Origin of the sequence: Streptomyces sp. NPDC048637 (assembly GCF_040650675.1) — a bacterium.
Lineage (GTDB): Bacteria > Actinomycetota > Actinomycetes > Streptomycetales > Streptomycetaceae > Streptomyces.
In genome coordinates, this window is record NZ_JBEZHQ010000038.1 from 18,805 (window position 1) to 39,122 (window position 20,318).

Consider the following 20,318-nt stretch of genomic DNA (forward strand, 5'->3'; position numbering starts at 1 on the left):
CACCACGCTGCGCACTGCGCCGGCAGACCGGCTCACGGACGCCAGGGCCTCGGGACGCGGCGAGCGGTCGCGGCATGGGTCTCGGCCCAGCGTCGCATGGAGCGGTACAGCGTGGACGTGATGGGCTCCGCCCTGTGCGTCACCTCGAACGGTTCGGTGATCGACAGGTAACTCTGGTACGCCTGGAAGGCCGTGACACGCAGCAACTGTGCCCGGTCCAAGTGTTCCCGTGCGAAAGGCAGATAGAAACGGTTCCACTGGTCCGCCGACACATAGCGCAGCTGCTCCAGCGCCGGCACACCGTTCTCGGCGCGCCAGCTGTTGAGCGCGGTCAGGATGGTGTGGAACGCCTCCGCCACGCGCGGTGCGCCGGCGCCGCGGCCCAGTACCGAGAGCCTGACCCCGGCAGGCCGGTCTCCCCCGGCCAGTTCCCGGATGTGCCCGGCGATGTCGTCGGTGCTGACGATGTCGAGGTACGCGTCCTCGTCGCCGACCAGCGCGGGGACGGCGCCGGTGCACAGTGCGGACGGCAGCCAGAAGAAGCCGCTGTACCGGTCCAGGAAGCCGTCCTGGCGCGCACCCATCACGATGGGGAAGCGGACGATGTCCGCTGTCGCGCACTCGGCGGCGATCCACCGCTCGGCGGCGGCCTTGGACCATTCGTACGTGTTCCGGTACGCGTCGGATGACGTGGGCTCCACGCTGCCGGTCAGTCCGGTCGCGTAGGAGGACGACAGGTGGATGAGGCGGGTGTCCTGGTCCATCCATTTCAGCAGGGCACGCAGCGGAGCCACGTTCGCCTGCTCCGACTCCTCGGCCGAGAGGTTCCAGCGGGTGTCGGCAGCGCAGTGGACCACCGCGTGCCAGGGGCCGCGCAGCGCGCCGGGGGCCTCCTCGGTGCCGATGCGCCAGGCGAACTGGCGCGGGGAGCGGCCGCCGCGACTGCTGACCCCGTACGCGTCGTGGCCCGCCGCGGTCAGCCGGCGCAGAATGGCGCCGCCGACCGCGCCGGTGGCACCCGTGACGAGAATGCGTGCGGGGGAAGTCACGAGACGACGAGCCGCCTCTCGATCGCCCGGAGCATCTGCTCGGAGTTCTCCCGCAGTGCCTTGGTGGCGACCGGGTTCAGCATGTCGGCCAGCAGCGGGATGCCGATCTCGAAGTCCACGGAGAACGTCACGAGGGACGCGTCGACGTCCTGTGGATCCACCCGCCAGAACCCGGTGAAACGGTCCAGGTCCCCGGATGTCTGACAGAACGTCATAGTGCGTGTCACCTCATCGAGTTCGTCCTCCTCGACCCATTCGAGGACCGACCCTTTGAGGAGCACTGACCATGCACTCACGCGCTTGCCGTGCGACGCGCCACGTACGGTCACCGACTCGACGTTCTCCATGTACGCGGCGTAGTCCTCCAGCCGTGTGACGGCTCGCCACGTCTCCTCGGCCGATGCCTGGATGCGCAGATTCACTTCGACATGGGGCATTGCGGGCTCTCTCTCCTCGCGGGACGGTTCTCCGGGGTGTGCGGGCCGGCTCAGCCGGCCGGATCGAAGCTGATCTCACGCCCCGTGCAGTGGTCTCCGACGACTTGGTCGCAGACGAGCAGGCTCGGCGGATGGTGGTGTGCGGCCAGGGAGTCGACCAGGAGCCTCGCGGCGGGCTGGTCGCGGGTGTACAGGCGGCTTCCGACCACGGGGGTGACGGCCGACAGGAACCGGTCGCGGACGTCGCTGAGCGTGGCGCGCAGCGCGAGGGCCGCCGCGAGGGCCGGGCGGCCGGAGAGCCTGCCGGCCTCGAAGTCCGCGCCGAGCTGGCGGCAGGCACCACCGAGCGTCAGCACCTCCCTGGTCGCGCGGCCCAGCAGGGAAACCCGCGTACCGTACTGGCCGGAACCGGTCACCTGCCGGTAGGCCAGGTCGAGGAGGGCGCTGAGGACTCCGTGGTACGTGGCGCTCAGCAGCACCGAGAACCAGACCGTTCCGGAGATCACCGTGTCGTCGATGACATCGGCCGGGCCCCGGTGGAAGACCAGACGGTCGTCGATATCGACGTCCCGGAACACCAGCTTGGCCGTGTCCGATCCGGTCATGCCCAGGGACGGCCAGTCGCCCTCCACCGTGACGCCCGGGGAGGCGGCCGGGCACAGGGCGAGGATGGTCTCGTCCGTTGCCTCGACGCGGGCGGTCAGGCACACCAGCGTGGCGGTGGAGGCCAGTGAGCAGGGGTACTTCACCCCGGAGACCCGGTAGCCCTTGCCTGTCTCGGCCGCCGATGACCGGCTGCTCATGAAATTGGGGCTGCCTCCCGGCTCCGCGAAGGCGGACGCGACGAGGGCGTGCGACCCGGCGATGCCCTCCAGCAGCATCCAGGTGGTGTCCCGGTGGCGCTGCCAGTAGTCGGCCATCAGCCCCACGGTGAACGAGTGCATGTTCAGGGCGATGGCGGCGGACGGGTCGAGGGCGCCCAAGGCCCGCTGTGCGGAGGCCACTTCGACCAGCCCGGCGCCGCCACCGCCGAACTCCCGGGGGATCGCCAGTGCGGCGAAGCCGCTCGCGGCCACCCGCCGGATCCGGTCCGGGCCCGGGGCACCGTCCGGCCCACTGCCCGGCGCCCAGTCGGTGTGCCAGCCGGAGTCGAGCAGCGCCCTATGGGGTGGCGGCTCCTCTGCGCGGTTACCCATGGCTCAGGTGCTCCTCTCCTGGAGCGGGCGGGCAGGGCGTGACGGTGGACAGGGCGGAGGGGAGGGCGGACCGGCGTGGTGCCGCCGCTGTACGCAGGTGCACACGGGTGCCGGCGCGGTCCCGGCCGGAGCGGCCGGCAGCGGGCGGGTCCGCGCCGACAGGTGCCGCAGCAGCCGCTCCGCCGAGCGGCGGCTGCGGCAGCGCAGGACGGGTGCGGCGCAGGCCGCCAGCGCGGGACGCATCCCGCGCAGTTCGCGGCCGCGGAATCCGGCGGCCTTGCGTACGAGGGCGGTGAGGCTGCGCACCGGCGGGTCGTCCGCCGCCAGGCCGGCGGGCAGATAGTCCCGAGGCTGCCGCCCGCGCAGCACGTCCCTCCGCAGCCGCCGGGAGCGGCGTACCAGCGCCGCCGCGCACAGCCACGGATGCCGGTCGAGGAGGACCACGGCGTCGGCCCTCTCGACCCGCTGCCGGACGGTGCCGGCGAAGTTGCCGTCGATGATCCAGCACGGCTCTGCGGTGAGCCGCTCCATCGTCCGCTCCCACTCCGGCGCCGAAGGCCTGCTCCAGCCCGGTCGCCAGTACAGGTCGTCGAGGTGTACCAGGGGCAGTCCGGTGCCGGCCGCCAGGGCGTGGCTGAAGGTCGACTTGCCGCTGCCGGGGCTGCCCAGCACCACGATCCTGCTCGCCCCCGGGTGGGTCATCGCGGGGCCACCGGGTCGTTCATCAGCGCGGCCACCTTCCGCATCGTGGGCGCGTCGGCAAGGGAGACCCGCAGGCACCCCTCCAGTCCGGGCACGTCGTCGAGCGGGCGAATGCGCACGTCGTGGCTGTCCAGGTGGTGTGCCATCCGCAGCGGACAGGTGCGGTCACCGGTCCGGAACGTCACGAAGTTGCCGCCCGGGTCGAGTGCGCTCCACCCCGGGTGTGCGGCGAGGACCTCCCGGACGAAGCCGGAGCGGATGGCCCGTACCTCGCGCCACACCTCGGCGAACCCGTCCACGTCCTGGAGGAGGGTGTGCAGCAGCGCCAGGGCCGTGGACGAGACCGTGCTGTCCGGCCGGAACCGGGACAGGTAGGACACCAGCGCAGGCGACCCGAAGACCGACGCGATACGTGCCCCGGCGAGTCCGAAGGTCTTGGAGTACGAGTGGAGGACCAGCAGGTGCGGCGACGTAGCGACCAGCGGGACGTGGGTGATGCCGGTGAAGGCGCCATAGCACTCGTCGACGACGAGCAGATGGCCGGCCTGCCGTGCGCGTTCGGCCGTTTCCGCCATCTCCGCCGGGGACAGGGCGAGACCGGACGGGCTGGCCGGATTGGTGACCACCACCACCGCCGGGGGGTGGTCCGCCATGGTGCGGTGCAGCCGGGCCAGGTCGAGGCGGGAGGCCCCGGCCTCCAGTGCGGCGCAGCCCACGACGGGCACGGCGCGCAGGGCCGCGTAGTACCGCCAGCTTTCGAACGCCGGCTCGTGCAGGATCAGGCTCCCGCCACCGGTCGCCAGGGCGTCCACCACGAAGCCGACGGCGGAGTCGGAACCGGCGGTGAGCAGAATGCCGGACGGCTCGTGGCCGTGGTGGTCGCCGAGCGCGGCCACCAGCTTCTGCTGGTACGGGTAGTACATCAGGTCCGCGGTGCCGAGCCGGTGCGCGGCCGCCGACACGAGCTCGGCCGCCAGGGGGTGGCGCAGTTCGCAGCTCTTCAGGTTCAGCACACCGGCCCGCTGCCGCCGGGGCTCCCAGGGCAGCCCCCACACTGCCGGCCGGGTGGGGAACGGCACGGCCGCCGCGAGCGAGGCGGCCGGGGGCGCGTTCATGCGCCGCTCCGAGCCGGGGCCGTGGGTATCCGCTCATGCACGGACGTCACCCGGACCTCCCGGCCGAACAGGAAGTCGTAGAGGCCGTCGTCCGGTGCATGGTGAGCGTCCGCGATCAAGTGACGGTTGTACCTGCTGATCTGCATCGGTGTCATGGAAGGGGTCATGTCGTGCAGACGCGTGTACATCGTGGGGCGGAAGCGCGCGCCCACCTGCTCCACCAGTTTCCGTGTGCGCCTGGCGCCCTCCGGTCCGGTGCCGGGCAGGCCAATGATCACGAAGGCGTTGAGTTCGATGCCCGCCCGGGCGCACTGCTCCGCGAGTTCCCGGAACCTCTCCTCCTCGATCCGCTTGGCCCGGGGCAGGGAGCCATGGCCGTCGGGTTCGAGGGTTTCCAGGCCCACCGAGATGCGCACGCAGCCCGCCCTGCCCATCAACTCCACCAGTTCCGCGTCGAGATGGTGGACCGTCGTGGCGCACTTCCACCGCGGCGACACGGGGCCGGCCAGGAACCGTTCGCACAGCTCGCGCACCCACCGCTTGTCGAGCGTGAAGGTGGGCGCGTAGAACGAAACGTACTCGAACGGCAGGGCGCGCAGGCTCTCCTCGATGTACGCGACGGTCGCGTCGACGGACAGCCGCCGCTCGCGGAGCCCGAAGATCTCGTGCACCTCACAGAACTCGCAGCCGATGGGGCAGCCGCGGGCGACCGGGACCACCAGTTCACGGCGGAACGGAATGCCGCAGAACTTGTCCTCGTCCCGCGCGTAGAGCCGGTCGTAGTGCTCGTACGGGATCTCCCGCACCTCGGGCAGGGCCCACGTCTCGGGGGCCAGGCTGTCGCCGTCGCGCGACGGCGGTTGCCAGCGTTCCCCGTCGCGTACGGCGACGCCGGGCAGGGCGGCGTGGGGTGCACCGGTGGCGAGGGATGCGACGTAGTGCGCGACACCCGGTTCGTAGTCACCGGACCGGACGATGGCGTCCAGCCCGTACCGCTGGAAGAAGCCGGGGTTCATGCTGCTCAGCCGGCCGAAGGTGATCAGCCGGCTGTCCGGGGAGAGCTCGCGGGCGTAGGCCGTGAACCGTTCGAAGCCGTCGATCACGTCGAAGTCGTTCATCATCGCAATGACGTCGTAGCGGCCCTGGTAGAGGAGATCGCCGATCGCCTTCCAGTGCGTGTTCAGCACACCGGCGTCCCGCACGTCGACCCGGTCCACCGACGGCAGCCGGCGCAGGTGCCCGGCCGTCATGTACAGCGGGGTGTGGTGACCTGCGTTGAAGTAACTGGGTACATGCGGAGGCCAGATGACCAGGACTCTCACAGGGAACTCCTTCGGCATGGCGCGGAGCGGAAGGGCGAAGGGCGGGACGGGCCATGCGGTGCGAGGTGCCAATGTGCCGATGTGCCGATGTGCCGATGTGCCGATGTGCCGATGTGCCGATGTGCCGATGTGCCGTCAAAACTAGCCGTGGACGACCGGTCGATCAGCGGGCGTTTCTCTGTACGGAACGGAATTCCGGCGCGTCACTGAACAGCAGTGTGTCCAGGCCCCCGAAGTCCGGGCGGCCGGGATCCACGGGAACCACGTCCCAGCCGAGCCGGCGGGCCGGGGTGAGGTCGTTGTCGTCGGAGTCGCCGACCATGATCCTGCGCCCGAACGGACCGGCCGTGATCAGCTCGAAGGCCCGGGCGTCCGGCTTCTTCGGCCCGCCGTCTGCCGTGAAGTGGGCGCGGTCGTACACCTCGGGGACCTTGAGGTTGGCCAGGAGGCGGCGCATCAGGTCGCCGGGGAGATAGCAGTTCGACAGCAGCCGGACCGTGTGCCCGGCCCCGGCCGTCCGGCGCATGGCATCGGCGGCCGGTTCGCACAACGCGTACCGTTCGTCGTCCTCGCAGCCGAGAGCCCGCCACAGCGCCCGGTCCAGGTCTTCCGCCGGGCGGACCACGCCCCGGTCCCGCAGGGCGGTGTCGAGCACGCCCCGGGTGGCCGGCTGGAGGGCCGACTTGTCGACGAGCGCGGTGTACACCGTGGTGAACACCCCCTTCACGACCGCGTCGGCCAGCCTCCGGTCGAGGCCGAGCACATCGGCGACCGCCCGGGTGAAGTCCTCGGGGCCCGGCATGGGGAGCCGCTCGGTGATGATCGTGCCGAAGCAGTCGAAGACCACCACGGTCGTGCTGCGTGCCCTGTCGTCCATGTCATCCATGTCGTCCCCCGTGTCCGCCTTACCCGCCGTCATGACCACGAGACCTTCTGGTGCTCGAAGCGGAAGAACGTCAGCGTCACCGCGGCGAATACGGCGGAGAAGCCGAGCAGCACCACCACGGGCAGCACCACCGCACCGGCTCCGCCGCCGTCGATGACGACGGCCGTGAAGCCGCGCATCGCCCAGTAGCTGGGCACTCCCGGTGCCAGCGGGAGCGCCCAGTCCGGCAGGGCGGACAAGGGTGTCAGCGCACCGCCGAGGCCGGCGAACAGCAGCGCCCCGAGGTTCGCGAACACGGCCAGCTGGGAGACCGTCCGGCACAGCGACACGAGCGCCATGCCGAACATGACCACGCAGAGCGCGAGTGCCGCGCCGACCGCCACGAGCGCCGGCCACGACCCGCTGACCCGCAGGTGGTACACGAGCCCGCCGGTCAGGAACACCACCGCGAGTTGCAGCATGGCAATGCCCAGCGGGACGACGACACGGCCGGCGACGACCTCGCCGGGCCTGGCGGGTCCCGCCCGGAGCCGGTCCCAGGTCTTCCACCCGTGCTCCCGGAAGACCCCGAAGCCCACCAGGTTCACCAAGAAGAACGTGAACATGACCGCCATACCGGGCACCGCCTGCTCCGCGCCCGTGGCGCCCTCGACCCGGTCGGCCCGCAGCGCCGTGCGGAAGAGGGGCTGCATGAACCCCATGAGGAGCAGGGGCATCACCGTACGGACGAGCAAGGGGGCCGGGTCGCGCAGTTGGAGCCGGATGTCGTGCCGGACCAGCGCGGCGATCCGTCCCGGCGAACCCTCGTTCATGTGGTTGCCTCCTCGGCGGCCGCGGCGTACCGGCGCCCCGTGACCCGCAGGAACACACTGTCCAGACTGGGCTGGACAAGCCGGAGGTTGACCAGCTCACCGGCCGCGTCCCCCAGAGCCTCCATCACCTGCGGCACGGCCAGATGCGGCTGCTCCACGGTCACGCGCAGGACCCGGCCGTCGCGCACCACGGGCCAGGGCAGGGACAGGTCGGGCGGGCCGCCGGAGAAGGAGAGCTCAATGCCGCTGTCGCCGTACTGCCTCACCAGTTCCTTCAGCGTGCCGCGGGCGACCATGCGGCCGCCGTTCAGAACGGCGACGGAACCGTCGAGAGTCTCCACCTCGGGCAGGTAGTGCGTGGAGTAGCAGATGGCCGTGCCGTCGGCGGCCATCGTGCGGACCATCTCCAGGAGCTGTTCACGGGTCTGTACGTCCACCCCGGCCGTCGGCTCGTCCAGCAGCAGCAGTGGCGGCCGGTGCACCAGGGCCATCGCGGTGTGCACGCGTCGTTGTTGCCCGCCGGACAGCCGGGACACCCGCCGGCCGAGCAGTTCGGTCAGCCCCAGGGGCTCGGCGACCTCCTCGATGCGGCGGTCCGCGGCACGGCCGCGCAGTCCGGCGAGCTCCGCGAAGAACAGGAGGTTCTGCCGTACCGTCAACGGCAGGTAGAGGCCCAGCTCCTGAGGCGCCAGCCCGAGCCGGCGCCGGGCCTCGTGCGGCTCGCGCACCGGGTCCCTGCCGAGGACCCGGACGTACCCGCTGTCCGGGCGCAACAGCCCCGCCACAATGGACATCAGGGTCGTCTTGCCGGCGCCGTTGTGCCCGAGCAGGCCCACGATCTCCCCCGGCGCGATGTCCAGATCCACCTCGCTGAGCGCCGTCAGCTTTCCGTACCGCTTGCTGATGCCATGCAAGGTCAGGGCGGGGCCGTCGCCCGCCCGGTCGGAGCCGGGGGCGGTGCGGGGTTCAGTCGGCACGCCGGGTCCAGTTGCTCGGCATGACGTCCGGCAGACCGAGTCGCTCCAGATGGGGCGACCAGGTGCGGGCCAGTTTGAACCCCTTCATCAGACCGCTGCCGGCACGGACGTTGGGCAGCTTCTGCGCATAGCCCAACTGCCCTTCGGTGACGTCCAGATGGGCGCGCAGCCGGTCCAGCCACGCCTCGCCCCGGCCCAGGGGGATGGCCTCCAGCCCGGCGGCGGCGAGGCGCAGTCCGTCCTCGACGTCCGGTGCCGGCACTCCGGCGAACGGGTCGAAGCCCGCCTGCTCACCGGTGTAGATCAGTTCGCCGTGGGTGCGCAGACCCCGTACGGAGAGGGAGAGCTGCACCAGGTCGTAGGCCATGAGGACCGCGACCTCGGGCTGTCCCGCCGATACCGCGCCCTCGACGTCCTCCTGTGCGGCGCGGCACTTCAGCAGCAGGCGAACCGCTCCATGGGCGCGGAACGCCATGAGCCGGCGCACATCCGGCAGCGGCTCGTGGGTCGTGCTGTGCGGTGCTGTCATCGTCCGGATTCCCCCTCCTGCGCAACCGCCACGGCGAGCCACAGCATGTCGTGGACGAACAGCCGCTTGAGGTCCGCGGGCGGATCGGCGTCGGGCGGACCCGACCAGAGGATGTCGTCGGTTCCGGCGGGCGGCAGGTCGGTGCGCGGAATCTCCAGCGCGCGCAGCTGCCAGCGGTCGACGACCGTGCGGTCGTCCAGCGGTGCCGTGCCGATCCCGGTCGCCCAGCGCAGCACGGTGTGCAAGGGCGCCTCGGGGGCGGTCAGTTCATGGACGAGACCGAGGCAGCGCGCCACCCGGTCGAGAGGGGCGAGCGGGGGCGTGAGGACCTCACGGAGCAGCGCGAGGGCGTCATGGTCCCCGGCGGCCCTGAGCTTCTCACCGACCCATTTCTCGGTGAAGTAGAGCTGTCCGGCAGCGGCGGCCCGTGCGTTCAGGGCGGCCACGACGGCCTCCCGGCCCCGTACCGCGGCGGCCATGGGCCGTTCCGCGGCGAGCAGTTGAGCGGCGCGGGCGAGCCGGTGCGCCTCGACCGTCCACCACTGCTCGACGACCCGCGCGAGCCAGGGCTCCCGCAGGCCGGCGTGCCAGTTCTTCCACGGCTCGGTGACGAGCAGCTCCAGTCCGAGGGCCAGTCTGCTCGCGGTCTTGAGGGTGCGGCGCCGGTGGTTCCACGCCTCCTGGGTGACCGTGGCGAAGTGGGGCCAGGAACTGTCGCGGAGGTGTGCGGTACGGTCCCGGACCGCGCTCGCCTGACGGATGTTGACGTCGATCAGGGTGCCGTGCTGGTGCGACTGGATGGGGAACCTGGTGAGCTGATCGTTCTCGACGAGGACCAGCAGATCGAGGTCACTGCGGTGGTTGCCGAACCCGGCCAGCACCGAACCGGCGGCCACTGCGAGGGCCGGCCGGCCGAGGCCCTGATCGGTCTCGCCGATCACCTCGCCGATGTCGAGACCGCGTTCCTCCAGGAACTTCCGCAAGCGCCCTTCGAGAACGTGCCGCTCCGGAAAGGCGGCCGGTGCAGAGGTGTGTTCCATGACGGTCTGGGGCCTCCCGGCGGCAGCTTGGCGATGAGCAAGAGAGCTGGGGAGCGGACTTCCTCGGGCCCGACAGCCCGGTCACCGTAGGCAGGCGGCGGAGGGCGCGGCAAGGAGGACCGGGAAGTGTTCCGGTGCGCGGAACAGCCCTTATCCGGGAAGCGGACGACCGGTACAACTTGCCGAGGCAGAACTGCCGCCACGGCTCGACGCCATTGAGTCATCACCTGTCGCCTCTTGAATCCCATGTGATCCACTTCAGTGGTCGTCGTGCCGGTCGTGCGCGGCGAGGCGCCCTTCCGGCCCGTGCGCCGGACGGTCGGGCTCCCCGTTCGGGTACGGGAACGCCGAAGGCAGCGGGCGGCAGTCACCTGTAGACGCTCCTCCGTGCGAGCAGGGCGCAACCACCGGTCATCACGGCGGCTGGCGCGCGGGGAGCGGATCACCGGGAGGGGGCCGGCGGACCTCGCCGGGGCTCGCATGCCCGGCGACCGTCCCCGGAGCTGCTTCCCGGCGGTACCCCCGCCCTGTCGCCCTGTCGTCCGGCCGGCTGCCCGTCAGCTGGCTGTCCAGAGTCCGGAGAGATGCGATGCGCCTGCCCCTGCTCAAGGTCCGGCCGGAGGACTTCCGCGTCACCGAGACCCTCGGATTGGAGACGGCATCGCCCGACGCGTCCACGCACACCTACCTGTTGCTGTGGAAGCGCGGCCTGACCACTCATGAGGCGCTCGGCGCGCTCTCCGAGGCGTTCGGCGTGGAGGTGCAGGACGTGGCAGCGGCCGGGCTGAAGGACGAGGACGGCATCACGGAGCAGTTCGTCTCGGTGCGCGCCGCGCTGTCGTCCGGTGACGTCGAACGCGCCAACGCCCGCGGCCGTTCCGAGGGCAAGGACCGGGAGTGGCAGGTCACACCGCATGGGACCGGCGCCACGGCGCTGCGGACCGGAGAGCTGGACGGCAACTGTTTCCGGCTGGTCGTCCGGGGTGTGGACGGGCCCTCGGCCACGGCCCTGGCCGAGGGCCCGCGACGGCACACCCTCTACTTCGTCAACTACTACGACACACAGCGCTTCGGCGTGCCGGGCGGGCCGAAGCAGACCCATCTGATCGGCGGGGCCCTGCTCGCCGGCGACGAGGACACGGCGCTGGATCTGCTGCGCCGCTCCGGGTCCGCCGAGGGTGCGCAGGCGCTGGAGTACCAGGGGCCTGCTCGCGATTTCTGGAAGCGTCTGGATCCTCGCGTCCCCGTCTTCTACCGGTGCGCGCACGCCTCGTTCGAGTGGAATGCGCAGGTGCGGGAGCTGCTCCGGGAGCCGGCAGGCGCGGAGGTGGCCCACGTCGAGCGAGAGGGCCTGCCCTACGCCTTCGCAACCACGCGCCGGGCCGTGCTCGCCCTCGCGGCGCGCTGCCCGGAGCTGGACTACGTGCGCTACCGCTGGACGGACGGGGTGTGCGTCCGCAGCACCGCCGCACGCCCGACCGTGCTGCAGACGCACCTCTCGGTTCACCGCGTCGAGCCCGATCCTCTGCACCCGGGCCACTTCGCCTGCACCCTCTCCTTCTTTCTGCCGTCCGGCGGCTACGCGACGACAGCGGTGCACCAGTGGTTCGTCCAGATCCCCGGCTCGCTCGGTGACGGCGCGCCGGACCCCGCGGCCACCGAAGCTGTGCCGGCGGGAGGCGGGCGCGCGTGAGTGCGGCACCGGAGCGGGCGGGGGCGGGCCCGGACGCACGCGCCGTGCTGGGCCGGGTGCGGGCGCACCTTTCACCGGGGCTGGCCCTCGTCTACGGCATGAACGGCGCGGGGGCGGTCGAGTCCCACGGAGACGGGGCCAGGATCGTCCTCTCGGACGGGCGGTCCGCACTGGACTTCGGCAGTTACGCGGTCACTCTGCTCGGCCGCCGGCATCCGGATGTGCTGCGTGCGGTCCGCGGGGAACTGGAGACGATGCCGGTCTCCACGCGCGTCCTGGCGAACGGCACGACGGCCGGGTTCGCGGCCGAGCTGGTCGAGTACACCGACCCCGGTCGCCTGACCAGGGTGTGGCTGGGTCTCAACGGTTCCGACGCGGTGGAGGCCGCGCTCAAGCTGGCCCGGCTGGCCACCGGCCGGACCAGGGTCATCGCCGTCGAGGGCGCCTACCACGGAAAGTCGCTGGGGGCGCTCGCCGCCACCTGGAACCGGCGCTACCGCCAGTCCCTGGAGCCGCTGCTCGGCGGGGTGACGCACCTCCCCGCCGACCCCGAAGCGGTGCCCGCAGCCTTCGGGGAAGGGGACGTCGCCGCAGTGATCGTGGAACCGGTCCAGGGCGAGGGCGGCGTCCGGGCACTGCCGCCGGCGTTCCTGGCCGCCCTCACCGCTGCCGCCCGTGAGCACGGGGCGTTCGTGATCGCCGACGAGGTCCAGACGGGCCTGCGGCGGTGCGGGGAGCGGGCGCTGAGTGTCGCCGCCGGGCTGCGGCCCGACGCGGTGCTGTTCGGCAAGGCGCTGGGCGGCGGTGTCCAGCCACTGTCCGCGCTGGTGGCGACCGAGGAGCTGTACCGGCCGCTGGCCACCGACCCGTTCGTGCACACCACGACGTTCTCGGGCCACCCCCTCGCGACCGCCGCGGGAAGCGCCGCACTGCGTGCGGTGGAGGTCCTCGCGCCCCGGGGCGAGCGGCTTGCGGGCCTCATGGCGGACGGGCTCCGCCGGATCGCGCGCCGTCACGCCGGGCTGGTCACCGGGGTCCGCGGCCAAGGGCTGCTGTGGGGCGTCGAGTTCGGCCCGGGTGGTGCGGCCGGTGACGTCCTGCTCGAACTGAGCCGGCGCGGGCTCGTGGTGTCCCCGTGCCTGGGACAGCCGGAGGTGATCCGCCTGCTCCCGCCGCTGGTGGCCACCGACGAGGAGGCCGAGGAGGCGTTGGGCATCCTGGACGCGACCTGCGCGGCGGTGCCCGACGAATTCCGTTCCGCCGCACGAAACACGTCCGACGCCGGGCCCGGAGCCCGCGATAGGTTGCCGGAGGACGGCGCCTCCGCCGACCCGGCCGCCGGTCCGGCCACCGGCCCGGAGACCGGCGCCGAGGGGGCCGCCACGGCACGGCACGCGGAGGGCCGGGCACCGGTGCCCGACCATTGCCGAGTGCGATGAGGAGTGGAGCAACCATGGCTCGCGACCGGAGCTACGAGGAATTCGCCGTCCAGTACGACCGGGGCAGTGCGGACAACATCTACAACACGCTGCTGGACCGTCCCGCGGTGCAGAGCAAGTGCCCTCCGCTCGCGGGGCGGCGGGTGCTGGAGGCCGGATGCGCGGGCGGACAGCTGACGCGCTGGCTGGTGGACCAGGGGGCGGCGCGGGTCGTCGCGCTGGACGCGAGTCCCACCCTGGTGAAGCTGGCCGGCGAGCGGCTGGGCGACCGGGCCGAGGTGCGGGTGCACGATCTGCGCGAGCCGCTGGACTTCCTGGCCGATGCATCCGTCGACGTGGTGGTGTCCTCGCTCACCCTGCATTATCTGGAGGACTGGGTCCCGGCGCTGTCCGAGTTCCGCCGGGTCCTCGCGCCAGGGGGCACCGTGGTGCTCTCCACACACCATCCGCTGAACGACTTCGAGATGTCCCCCAGCGGCGACTACTTCCGCATCGAGGAACTGCAGGACGAGTGGGCCGGCTTCGGACCGCCCACCCCGGTCGTCCGGTTCTTCCGGCGCCCGCTCGGCAGCATGGTCTCCGATGTGCACCGCGCCGGGCTCGTCCTGCGTGAGCTGTACGAACCGCGGGCCGACCCGGCCCGGCGGGAGGAGTTCGGGAAGAGGTTCGACAAGTTGTCGCGCAAGCCGTGGTTCCTCGTGCTGGTCCTCGGTCATCCGGGCGGCCTCACCGAGGGCGGGACGGCACACACCGCCGGGTGACGCCGCCCGGCTGACCACATCCCAAGGAGCAGCCGCGTGCCGAACACCCCATCCGCCGTGGCCGTCGTGGACGGCGGCCGGCCCGACGACCACCGCACGCCCACCGCACCGGCGGCGCACTGGACCGTCCGCGGAGGACCGGCCGTCCCGCGCCCCACGCTCACCCCGGGCGGCTTCAAGCACCTGCTCGTGCCGAGCCTGGCCGCCGCCTGCCTCTCCGACCGCCCGTGGCGCCTCGCCAACGCCCCCTGGATCGAGGACCGCAGGCTGCTCTCCGCGATGCTGCGGCATCTCGGTGCCACGGTGGACGATGACGGGCCCCGCGTCACCGTCGATGCGTCCGGCCTCAACGGAGCCGGCATTCCGACGCACTGGAGTGCCGGCATCCACGGCGGTGTGTACCTGCTGCCCACGGTGCTCGCGACGCGCGGCGAGGTGAGTTCCGGCCGGCACGGCGGCTGTGCGATCGGGGGTGGGACGCAGGGCTCCCGTCCGCTGTCCCACATAGCCGCGGTCCTGGAGCGGTTCGGTGCCGTGTGCGAAGTAAGCGCTGAAGGGTTCCGCGCCACGGCGCCCCGGGGCGGGCTGCGGGGCGCCCGGATCGACCTCGCGGACTTCGCGGAGCCGGAGCCCCGCACGGGGACTCCCACCGGTCCGCACTACTCGGGTGCGACCAAGACGGCGCTGCTCGCTGCGGTCACCGCACGAGGAACGACGGTGCTGGACAACCCGTACCCCAAGCCCGACGCGCTGGAGCTGGCGCGGGTGCTGGGCCGGGCCGGAGCGCGGGTCGAGGTGTCCCGGGAGCGGATCACGGTGGAGGGTCTGAGGGGCCCGCTGGGCGGTGCGGACATCACGCTGCCCTCCGACCTGATGGAGATCGTCACGTTCATCGCGTGGGCGGTCCATCTGCGCCGCGAGCTGGACCTGACGCTCCAGCGGCCCGATGTGGTCCGCTCGGGTCTCGCCCCGGAGCTGGCATGCCTCGCCGCGATGGGCGTGCCACTGAGCTGGGAGGGGTCCTTACTGCGGATCAGGCCGCCGGAGTGCCTGCGGGGCACCGACGTCCTGGCCGCTTCGCACCATGTGTACAGCGACGCCGGTCCGTTGTTCGCGCTGATGCTGCTGGGCGCGGACGCACCGTCACGGCTGACGGACGGCGTATGGGAGAACCGGTTCGGCTATGCGGAGGGCCTGCGCGGTATGGGCGCCGTGCTCGACCGGGCCGGAAACGAGCTGCGCATCTCCCCCGGTCCCCTGAAGCCGTCCCCCGGTCCCCTGCTGGCCGGTGACCTGCGGGCGGCCGCCACCCTGCTCCTCGCCGCGCTGGGGACCGGCGCCCCGCACCAGCTGCACGGCGTCGGCCACCTGGCGCGCGGCTACGAAGACCTGCCCGCCAAGCTCGCCGCGCTGGGAGCACGCATCGAAGTGCCGGAAGAGACAGGAGAGTTGGGACGGACGGGAGAGTTGGGACGGACGGGAGAGTTGGGACGGACGGGAGAGTTGGGACAGACAGGAGAGACGGGCGAGACGGGAAAGACCGCATGACGGCCACCGCAGTGCTCGACCGGGACGCCATCGCCCGCACGACCATGGCTCGCGAGCCCTTCGCCTGGGGGCTGGTGACGGACTCCCTGCCCGGGGAGTCCGTCCGACGCCGTCTCGCCGCGGAGTTCCCCTCCGAGGGGTTCGCCCTCACCGAGCGGGCGGGCGGCACCGCCGCCGGCAAGGGGTACCGCACATGGAACCTGACACTGGTCCGAGGCGGCGTCCCTCTGCCCGAGGGCATGCGCCGGCTGACGCCGCTCTGGCAGGGCCTGGTCGCGTCCCTGCTGGACGACGGCTACCGCGCGGCGGTCGCCGAAGCCACCGGCCGGAACCTCGACGGCTGTGCCCTGGAGGTGCGCGCCGTACGGTACGGCTCCGGGTCGTGGATCGACCCGCACACCGACCGCGCCGACAAGATCGTCACGCAGACCTGGTACTTCAACGAGGGCTGGCGCCCGGAATGGAGCGGAGCGCTGCGCATCCTGCGCTCCCCCGCCGTGGACGATGTCGCCGCCGAGGTCCTGCCGGGACTGACCGACTCGGTCCTGCTGGTCCCCTCACCCGACTCGTGGCACACCGTGATGCCGGTCGCCGACGGGGCGGAGCAGGACCGGCGCGTGCTGCTCCTGCACTTCGTGTCCGAGGAGCGCGCGACATGGTGACCCCGGCACACGGCCGCCACGGCGACACCGAGCAGACCCGGGTGCAGCACCGCTACCACCGGGAGCTCTTCCCCGCCCTGCACGACTGGGAGCGGACGGAAGCCTCCATCGTCGAGTTCACCGGGGAGAGCGGCCCCAAGGGACTGCTGGGCCTGGACCAGATGGGCCACTTCGGCCCGCAGGGCTGCGATCTCGTCACCCGCCTCGTCCGCGACACGTTCCCGGACGACGTACTGACCGTGGGGGAACTGGGCAGCGGCTTCGGCGGCGCGCTGCGGTACATGGCGGACGCGCTCACCACCGGCGGCGGAGGCGTGGCACGGATGTACGGCATCGATCTGGTCCCCGAGCACTGTGCGGTCAGCCGGCGCATCACCGCCGCTCAGGGACGCTCCGACGTGACCGAGATCTGCGCCGACGCATCCAAGGTGCCCCTGCCCGACGGGGCGCTCGATGTCGTCGTCGTGACCGGTTCGATGCCGCACTTCCCGCGGCCCGGTGCGGTACTGCGGGAGGCGGCCCGGCTGCTGCGCCCTGGGGGTCTGCTCGTGGTCACCGAGGAAGTGAGCGTGGCGCCGCCGGGCCGCGAACCGTCCGCTGCCTTCCATGAGGTGCACCCGCCGGACGTCTTCTTCGTCACGTCCCTGCCGGACCGGCTGCGGCAGTTGCGCGAGGCCGGGTTCACCGGGGTGGTCCGCAGGGATCTGCGGGAGTGGGCCGTCTCGCTGCTGGCGGACCGGCTGAAAGTGGTGCGGCTGTTCCACGGGAGCGTGGTCCGCATCTACGGCGAGGAGCCGGTGGAACTCATCCGCCGCACACTCACCACCGCCCGGGAGGAATACCTGGGCGGTCGGCTGCTGCCCTCGCTGCTCACCGCACGCCGGGCGGAGGCCGCCTGACATGACGACCGAACCGCCCGACCGCCGGACGGCGTCCGCCCAGTGGGGGCCGGTGGCCTGGTCGTACACGGCCGGCGACGACGCCGAGACCGCACGGGTCGCGGCGCAGCTCATGACGACCACGCCCTCGGTCTGGCCCTCGTACGGCCGCATCCGCCTCGGTGTGCGTTCGACGCGGGACCCGGCAGCGCTGGACCGGCTGGAGCAGGTGGCATCAGGGCCCGCCCAGCGGCTGCGTGAGGAGAACTACCGGCGGGCCCCGGACGGGACGTGGCTGTGCTGCGGCAACCGGCCAGCGGACGCGACGGAGCCGGCGCTCCCCCGGCATGCCGTCGCCCGTCATGACGGGCGGTGGACGATCCTGCACGACGACGGCAGCGGTACCGGTCAGCGCGCGCGGACCGGGGACATCGTGCTGCGGGCCCTGGTGGCCGCCGCGCTCGCGGCCCTCGGGGGCATGACGGTGCACGCGTCCGCCGTGACCGGCCGGGACGGACGGGCCGTCGTGTTCCTCGGCGACTCCGGTACGGGCAAGAGCACGCTCGCCCTGCGTCTCGCCCGGGCCGGTGGCCGCTTCGTGAGCGGCGACCGGACCCTGCTGGTACCGGGTCCTGGTGGCTGGTGGGCCGTGGGGTCCGGGCTGTTGCCCCGCTTCCACTGGGGCACGCTGGAAGGGCTGGGTCTGGCGAACCGGGTGCGCGACGCCGCTCTGCTGCGCCACGGTGACGGCTGCTGCCGGGTGGCCGACCTGCCACTGACACCGGCCAAAGTGGTCTTCACCCCTGCGGAGTCGGAGCGCGTCCTGGACGTCCGCACCGCCGACTGCGCCCCGCTCGGCAGGCTGGTCGTCCTGTCCCCGGCGGCGGGCGACGTGCCCGTGGCGCGGGCGGTCGCCCCCGAGGTGACGGCCGCGGCCGTCCGGGCGCACTCGCTCCCCTCCGATGCCGGCTGCCTGGTGTGGCCGGCCCCGGGCGGTCCCGCCGGGGTGCGGGGCGTCGCCGGCCTTGTCGACGAGGTGGCCCGGTCCGCCCTTGTCGACGAGGTGGCCCCGTCCGCCCTTGCCGAAGAAGTGACCCGGACCGCCCTTGCCGAAGAAGTGGCCCGGACCGCCCTTGCCTGGGATCCGGTCCGTCACCGAGCCGAGGAGGCCCTGGACCGCGTCCTGGCGGAGGCGCCCGGTGCCCCTCCGTCCGGCCGTCGTGCCGCGGGCCCGTGACCGGTATGTGGGGGCCGCTGGGAGTCATCGGCGGCGCCGTCCTGCGCGGCGCCGGGTGCGCGACGGGCGTCCTGCTGCTCGTCCGCCCACCATCCGCCGTGCTCTGGTGGCTCATCGGATGCTGGCTGCTGTACCAGGCCGGGGCCGCCCTGGGCACCGCCGCGCTGGCCCCCACCGCCCGCGCCCGGGACCGGGCCGCCCGCGTCAGGCTGCTGGGCGCCGTGCAGCGGCTGGGCGCGGCCCCCGGCCACCCGGACCCCGGACCGCTGCGGGACCACCTGTACGCCGCGGCGGGCGTAGCGATCCGCTGGGAGCCGAAGCCGGGTGCGGCCGTCGCCGTCCTCGCCCAGCTCGCCAACTCCCTGCTGACACCGGCAAGTCTGTGCGCGGCACTCGCCGTTGTGGATCCCTCTCTGGCGGTCGGTCCGGGCCTGTGTGTCGCGCTCGCGCTCGGTCTGGTGGTGCGGCCTCGCGGGCTGCGCGCGGGGGGCACCGGGCGGGCCGGCTGGGATGCCCGCCGTCACGAGGCGCGGACCGTCACCGTGCTCATCGGTGTGCTCGCCGCCATTGCCGCGCTGCTACCGGTGCTCGCCGCGGCACGCCGTCCGGACGCCGCCGTGGGTCTGTGTGCGGCCGCGCTCCTGCTCGCCCGCGTTCTGTACGGTCTGACGGCGGTGGACCTGACGGCCGTACGGCACTGGCGGGTGACGCGGCGTCATCTGCGGGAGGTCGAGCGGGCGGCGGTACCGGACGGCGGGGAGCCAGGGGCCGCGCCCGCCGGGCTCGTCGTCGTCCCGGTGCGGCCCAGCCGCCTGGGCTTCGCCGGCCTCGCCGAGAACGTGCACCTGGGCGCGCTCGGCCCGGACGATTCCGTACCGGAACAGCTTCCCCGCACCGTACGGCTGTGCCACCTGGAAGATCTCGCACAGTCCCTGCCGCACGGCTGGCGCACCGTGCCGTCCGCCGAGTTCTCGGGCGGTGTCGACCTGGACGAGGAGACGTGGCGGAGGATCGCCGCCGCGCGGGTCAGTGCCCTCCTCGAACTGGGTGCGACAGAGGTACTGCTGCCCAGGGAGCCCGACCCCTTCCTGGCTGCGGTACTGGCCGACTGGAGTTCCCACACCGGTGTCCGGGTGCGGGTGTCTGCCGAGCCCGACGGGGTCCCGTCCGACGAGGCCGTACCCGAGGACGTCACGCCCGACGAGGCCGTACCCGACGGAGCCACGCCCGACGAGGCCGTACCCGACGGAGCCACGCCCGACGAGGCCGTACCCGACGGAGCCACGCCCGACGAGGCCGTACCCGACGGAGCCGCGTAGTGAAGCGCGCCTGTCCCATGAAGCTGGTCGCGGGGCTGTTGGGCGCGACGGCCGCCCTGCTGGGTGCTGCCGTGGGCCTGCTGGCGCACGCGGCGCGGACCGGCGGGGCCCTGGAACCGCCGTTGTACGGCGCGGCCGTCGCGTTCTGCTGCGCCGGCGTCGTGGGCCGCTGGACGGGCACCCGCGCCGCCGCCGTACGAACGCCGGGGCAGGCACTCGCCGGTCCCCCGCCGTCAACGGTCCGTCATACCGTGGACCGTGCCGTACGCCTGGGGGTGGCATTCGCCGTGCACCCGGTGCTGCCGTTGGCCTTCCTGCCGCTGTGCCGTACCGGGCCGGCCCCCGCCGCGCCGGCCCTCAGCGGCGCGGACGCCGAAGCGGCCCGCGCGGTGCGCCGTATCGTGCGCACCGCCACGGAGGACTCCTGGACCGGCCCGTCCGGGGCGGCGCTCGTCCCGCTGCTCCTGCTGCGCCACACGGAGTTCTCCGCGCGCGTGGCGACGGCCACGGCCCGGACCGCGCGCCGCGCCGCGGCCGACGGCGTGCGCGCCCGACTGCCCGTGCTGTACGCCCTGGTGCTCTCGGCCACGGCGCTTACCCTGGCCGACCCAATGCCGACGGGCCCCGGTGCGGCCGTCACGGCCGCCATCGTGTTCCTCACGGTGGTCACGACACCACTCAGCCACGACACCGGGTGGGGCGGTCCGGGCGCCTGA

At 72.7% G+C, this 20,318-nt stretch carries 20 protein-coding genes; 9 read left to right on the forward strand and 11 right to left on the reverse strand.

Annotated elements, in window-relative coordinates; genetic code table 11:
- Nucleotides 1–32 precede the first annotated feature (32 nt).
- The 11 genes from AB0C46_RS32710 to AB0C46_RS32760 all read right to left on the reverse strand — a co-directional run bounded on the left by AB0C46_RS32710 (nucleotide 33) and on the right by AB0C46_RS32760 (nucleotide 10,065).
- Complete coding sequence (locus tag AB0C46_RS32710) at nucleotides 33–1,049, reverse strand: NAD(P)-dependent oxidoreductase (RefSeq protein ID WP_362832299.1); 1,017 nt, start codon at nucleotides 1,047–1,049, stop codon at nucleotides 33–35.
- A complete protein-coding gene (locus tag AB0C46_RS32715) occupies nucleotides 1,046–1,486 on the reverse strand; it encodes an SRPBCC family protein (protein WP_362832301.1) in 441 nt (146 codons plus the stop codon). Before AB0C46_RS32715 ends, AB0C46_RS32710 begins: the two co-directional genes overlap by 4 nt.
- Before the next feature lie 50 nt (nucleotides 1,487–1,536).
- Nucleotides 1,537–2,682 carry an acyl-CoA dehydrogenase family protein gene (locus tag AB0C46_RS32720; RefSeq protein ID WP_362832302.1) on the reverse strand — a complete coding sequence of 382 codons (1,146 nt, stop codon included), beginning with the start codon at nucleotides 2,680–2,682 and terminating at the stop codon, nucleotides 1,537–1,539.
- A gap of 3 nt (nucleotides 2,683–2,685) precedes the next feature.
- Nucleotides 2,686–3,384 carry a hypothetical protein gene (locus AB0C46_RS32725; protein WP_362832303.1) on the reverse strand — a complete coding sequence of 233 codons (699 nt, stop codon included), beginning with the start codon at nucleotides 3,382–3,384 and terminating at the stop codon, nucleotides 2,686–2,688.
- Complete coding sequence (locus tag AB0C46_RS32730; protein ID WP_362832305.1) at nucleotides 3,381–4,499, reverse strand: aminotransferase class I/II-fold pyridoxal phosphate-dependent enzyme; 1,119 nt, start codon at nucleotides 4,497–4,499, stop codon at nucleotides 3,381–3,383. The genes AB0C46_RS32725 and AB0C46_RS32730 overlap by 4 nt, the downstream gene beginning before the upstream one ends.
- A complete protein-coding gene (locus AB0C46_RS32735) occupies nucleotides 4,496–5,821 on the reverse strand; it encodes a radical SAM protein (RefSeq protein ID WP_362832306.1) in 1,326 nt (441 codons plus the stop codon). Before AB0C46_RS32735 ends, AB0C46_RS32730 begins: the two co-directional genes overlap by 4 nt.
- 163 nt (nucleotides 5,822–5,984) lie before the next feature.
- Nucleotides 5,985–6,740, reverse strand: a complete 756-nt coding sequence (locus AB0C46_RS32740; protein WP_362832307.1) for an HAD family hydrolase — start codon at nucleotides 6,738–6,740, stop codon at nucleotides 5,985–5,987.
- Nucleotides 6,737–7,519: an ABC transporter permease gene (locus AB0C46_RS32745; RefSeq protein ID WP_362832308.1), complete on the reverse strand. Its 783-nt coding sequence runs from the start codon at nucleotides 7,517–7,519 to the stop codon at nucleotides 6,737–6,739. The genes AB0C46_RS32740 and AB0C46_RS32745 overlap by 4 nt, the downstream gene beginning before the upstream one ends.
- Nucleotides 7,516–8,496 (reverse strand): ABC transporter ATP-binding protein, encoded by a 981-nt coding sequence (locus tag AB0C46_RS32750; protein WP_362832309.1) that lies wholly within the window; start codon nucleotides 8,494–8,496, stop codon nucleotides 7,516–7,518. Before AB0C46_RS32750 ends, AB0C46_RS32745 begins: the two co-directional genes overlap by 4 nt.
- A complete protein-coding gene (locus AB0C46_RS32755) occupies nucleotides 8,486–9,025 on the reverse strand; it encodes a hypothetical protein (RefSeq protein ID WP_362832310.1) in 540 nt (179 codons plus the stop codon). Before AB0C46_RS32755 ends, AB0C46_RS32750 begins: the two co-directional genes overlap by 11 nt.
- Nucleotides 9,022–10,065 (reverse strand): hypothetical protein, encoded by a 1,044-nt coding sequence (locus AB0C46_RS32760; protein WP_362832311.1) that lies wholly within the window; start codon nucleotides 10,063–10,065, stop codon nucleotides 9,022–9,024. Before AB0C46_RS32760 ends, AB0C46_RS32755 begins: the two co-directional genes overlap by 4 nt.
- A gap of 589 nt (nucleotides 10,066–10,654) precedes the next feature.
- On the opposite strand from AB0C46_RS32760, the gene truD reads away from it, so the two are divergent.
- Genes truD through AB0C46_RS32805 form a run of 9 tightly spaced genes read left to right on the forward strand, consistent with a single transcriptional unit; the run spans nucleotide 10,655 to nucleotide 20,318 of the window.
- Entirely contained in the window at nucleotides 10,655–11,758 is a 1,104-nt protein-coding gene (truD, locus tag AB0C46_RS32765) for a tRNA pseudouridine(13) synthase TruD (protein WP_362832312.1), read from the forward strand.
- Entirely contained in the window at nucleotides 11,755–13,197 is a 1,443-nt protein-coding gene (locus AB0C46_RS32770) for an aminotransferase class III-fold pyridoxal phosphate-dependent enzyme (protein ID WP_362832313.1), read from the forward strand. The genes truD and AB0C46_RS32770 overlap by 4 nt, the downstream gene beginning before the upstream one ends.
- A 14-nt stretch (nucleotides 13,198–13,211) precedes the next feature.
- A complete protein-coding gene (locus AB0C46_RS32775) occupies nucleotides 13,212–13,958 on the forward strand; it encodes a class I SAM-dependent methyltransferase (protein ID WP_362832314.1) in 747 nt (248 codons plus the stop codon).
- Between the two features lie 36 nt (nucleotides 13,959–13,994).
- Complete coding sequence (locus AB0C46_RS32780) at nucleotides 13,995–15,506, forward strand: hypothetical protein (RefSeq protein ID WP_362832315.1); 1,512 nt, start codon at nucleotides 13,995–13,997, stop codon at nucleotides 15,504–15,506.
- On the forward strand, nucleotides 15,503–16,168 hold the full coding sequence (locus AB0C46_RS32785) for a 2OG-Fe(II) oxygenase (protein ID WP_362832316.1): 666 nt from the start codon (nucleotides 15,503–15,505) through the stop codon (nucleotides 16,166–16,168). Before AB0C46_RS32780 ends, AB0C46_RS32785 begins: the two co-directional genes overlap by 4 nt.
- Nucleotides 16,162–17,067, forward strand: a complete 906-nt coding sequence (locus tag AB0C46_RS32790; protein WP_362832318.1) for a class I SAM-dependent methyltransferase — start codon at nucleotides 16,162–16,164, stop codon at nucleotides 17,065–17,067. The genes AB0C46_RS32785 and AB0C46_RS32790 overlap by 7 nt, the downstream gene beginning before the upstream one ends.
- 1 nt (nucleotide 17,068) lies before the next feature.
- A complete protein-coding gene (locus AB0C46_RS32795; protein ID WP_362832319.1) occupies nucleotides 17,069–18,283 on the forward strand; it encodes a hypothetical protein in 1,215 nt (404 codons plus the stop codon).
- Nucleotides 18,280–19,602: a hypothetical protein gene (locus tag AB0C46_RS32800; RefSeq protein ID WP_362832320.1), complete on the forward strand. Its 1,323-nt coding sequence runs from the start codon at nucleotides 18,280–18,282 to the stop codon at nucleotides 19,600–19,602. Before AB0C46_RS32795 ends, AB0C46_RS32800 begins: the two co-directional genes overlap by 4 nt.
- Entirely contained in the window at nucleotides 19,602–20,318 is a 717-nt protein-coding gene (locus AB0C46_RS32805) for a hypothetical protein (protein WP_362832322.1), read from the forward strand. Before AB0C46_RS32800 ends, AB0C46_RS32805 begins: the two co-directional genes overlap by 1 nt.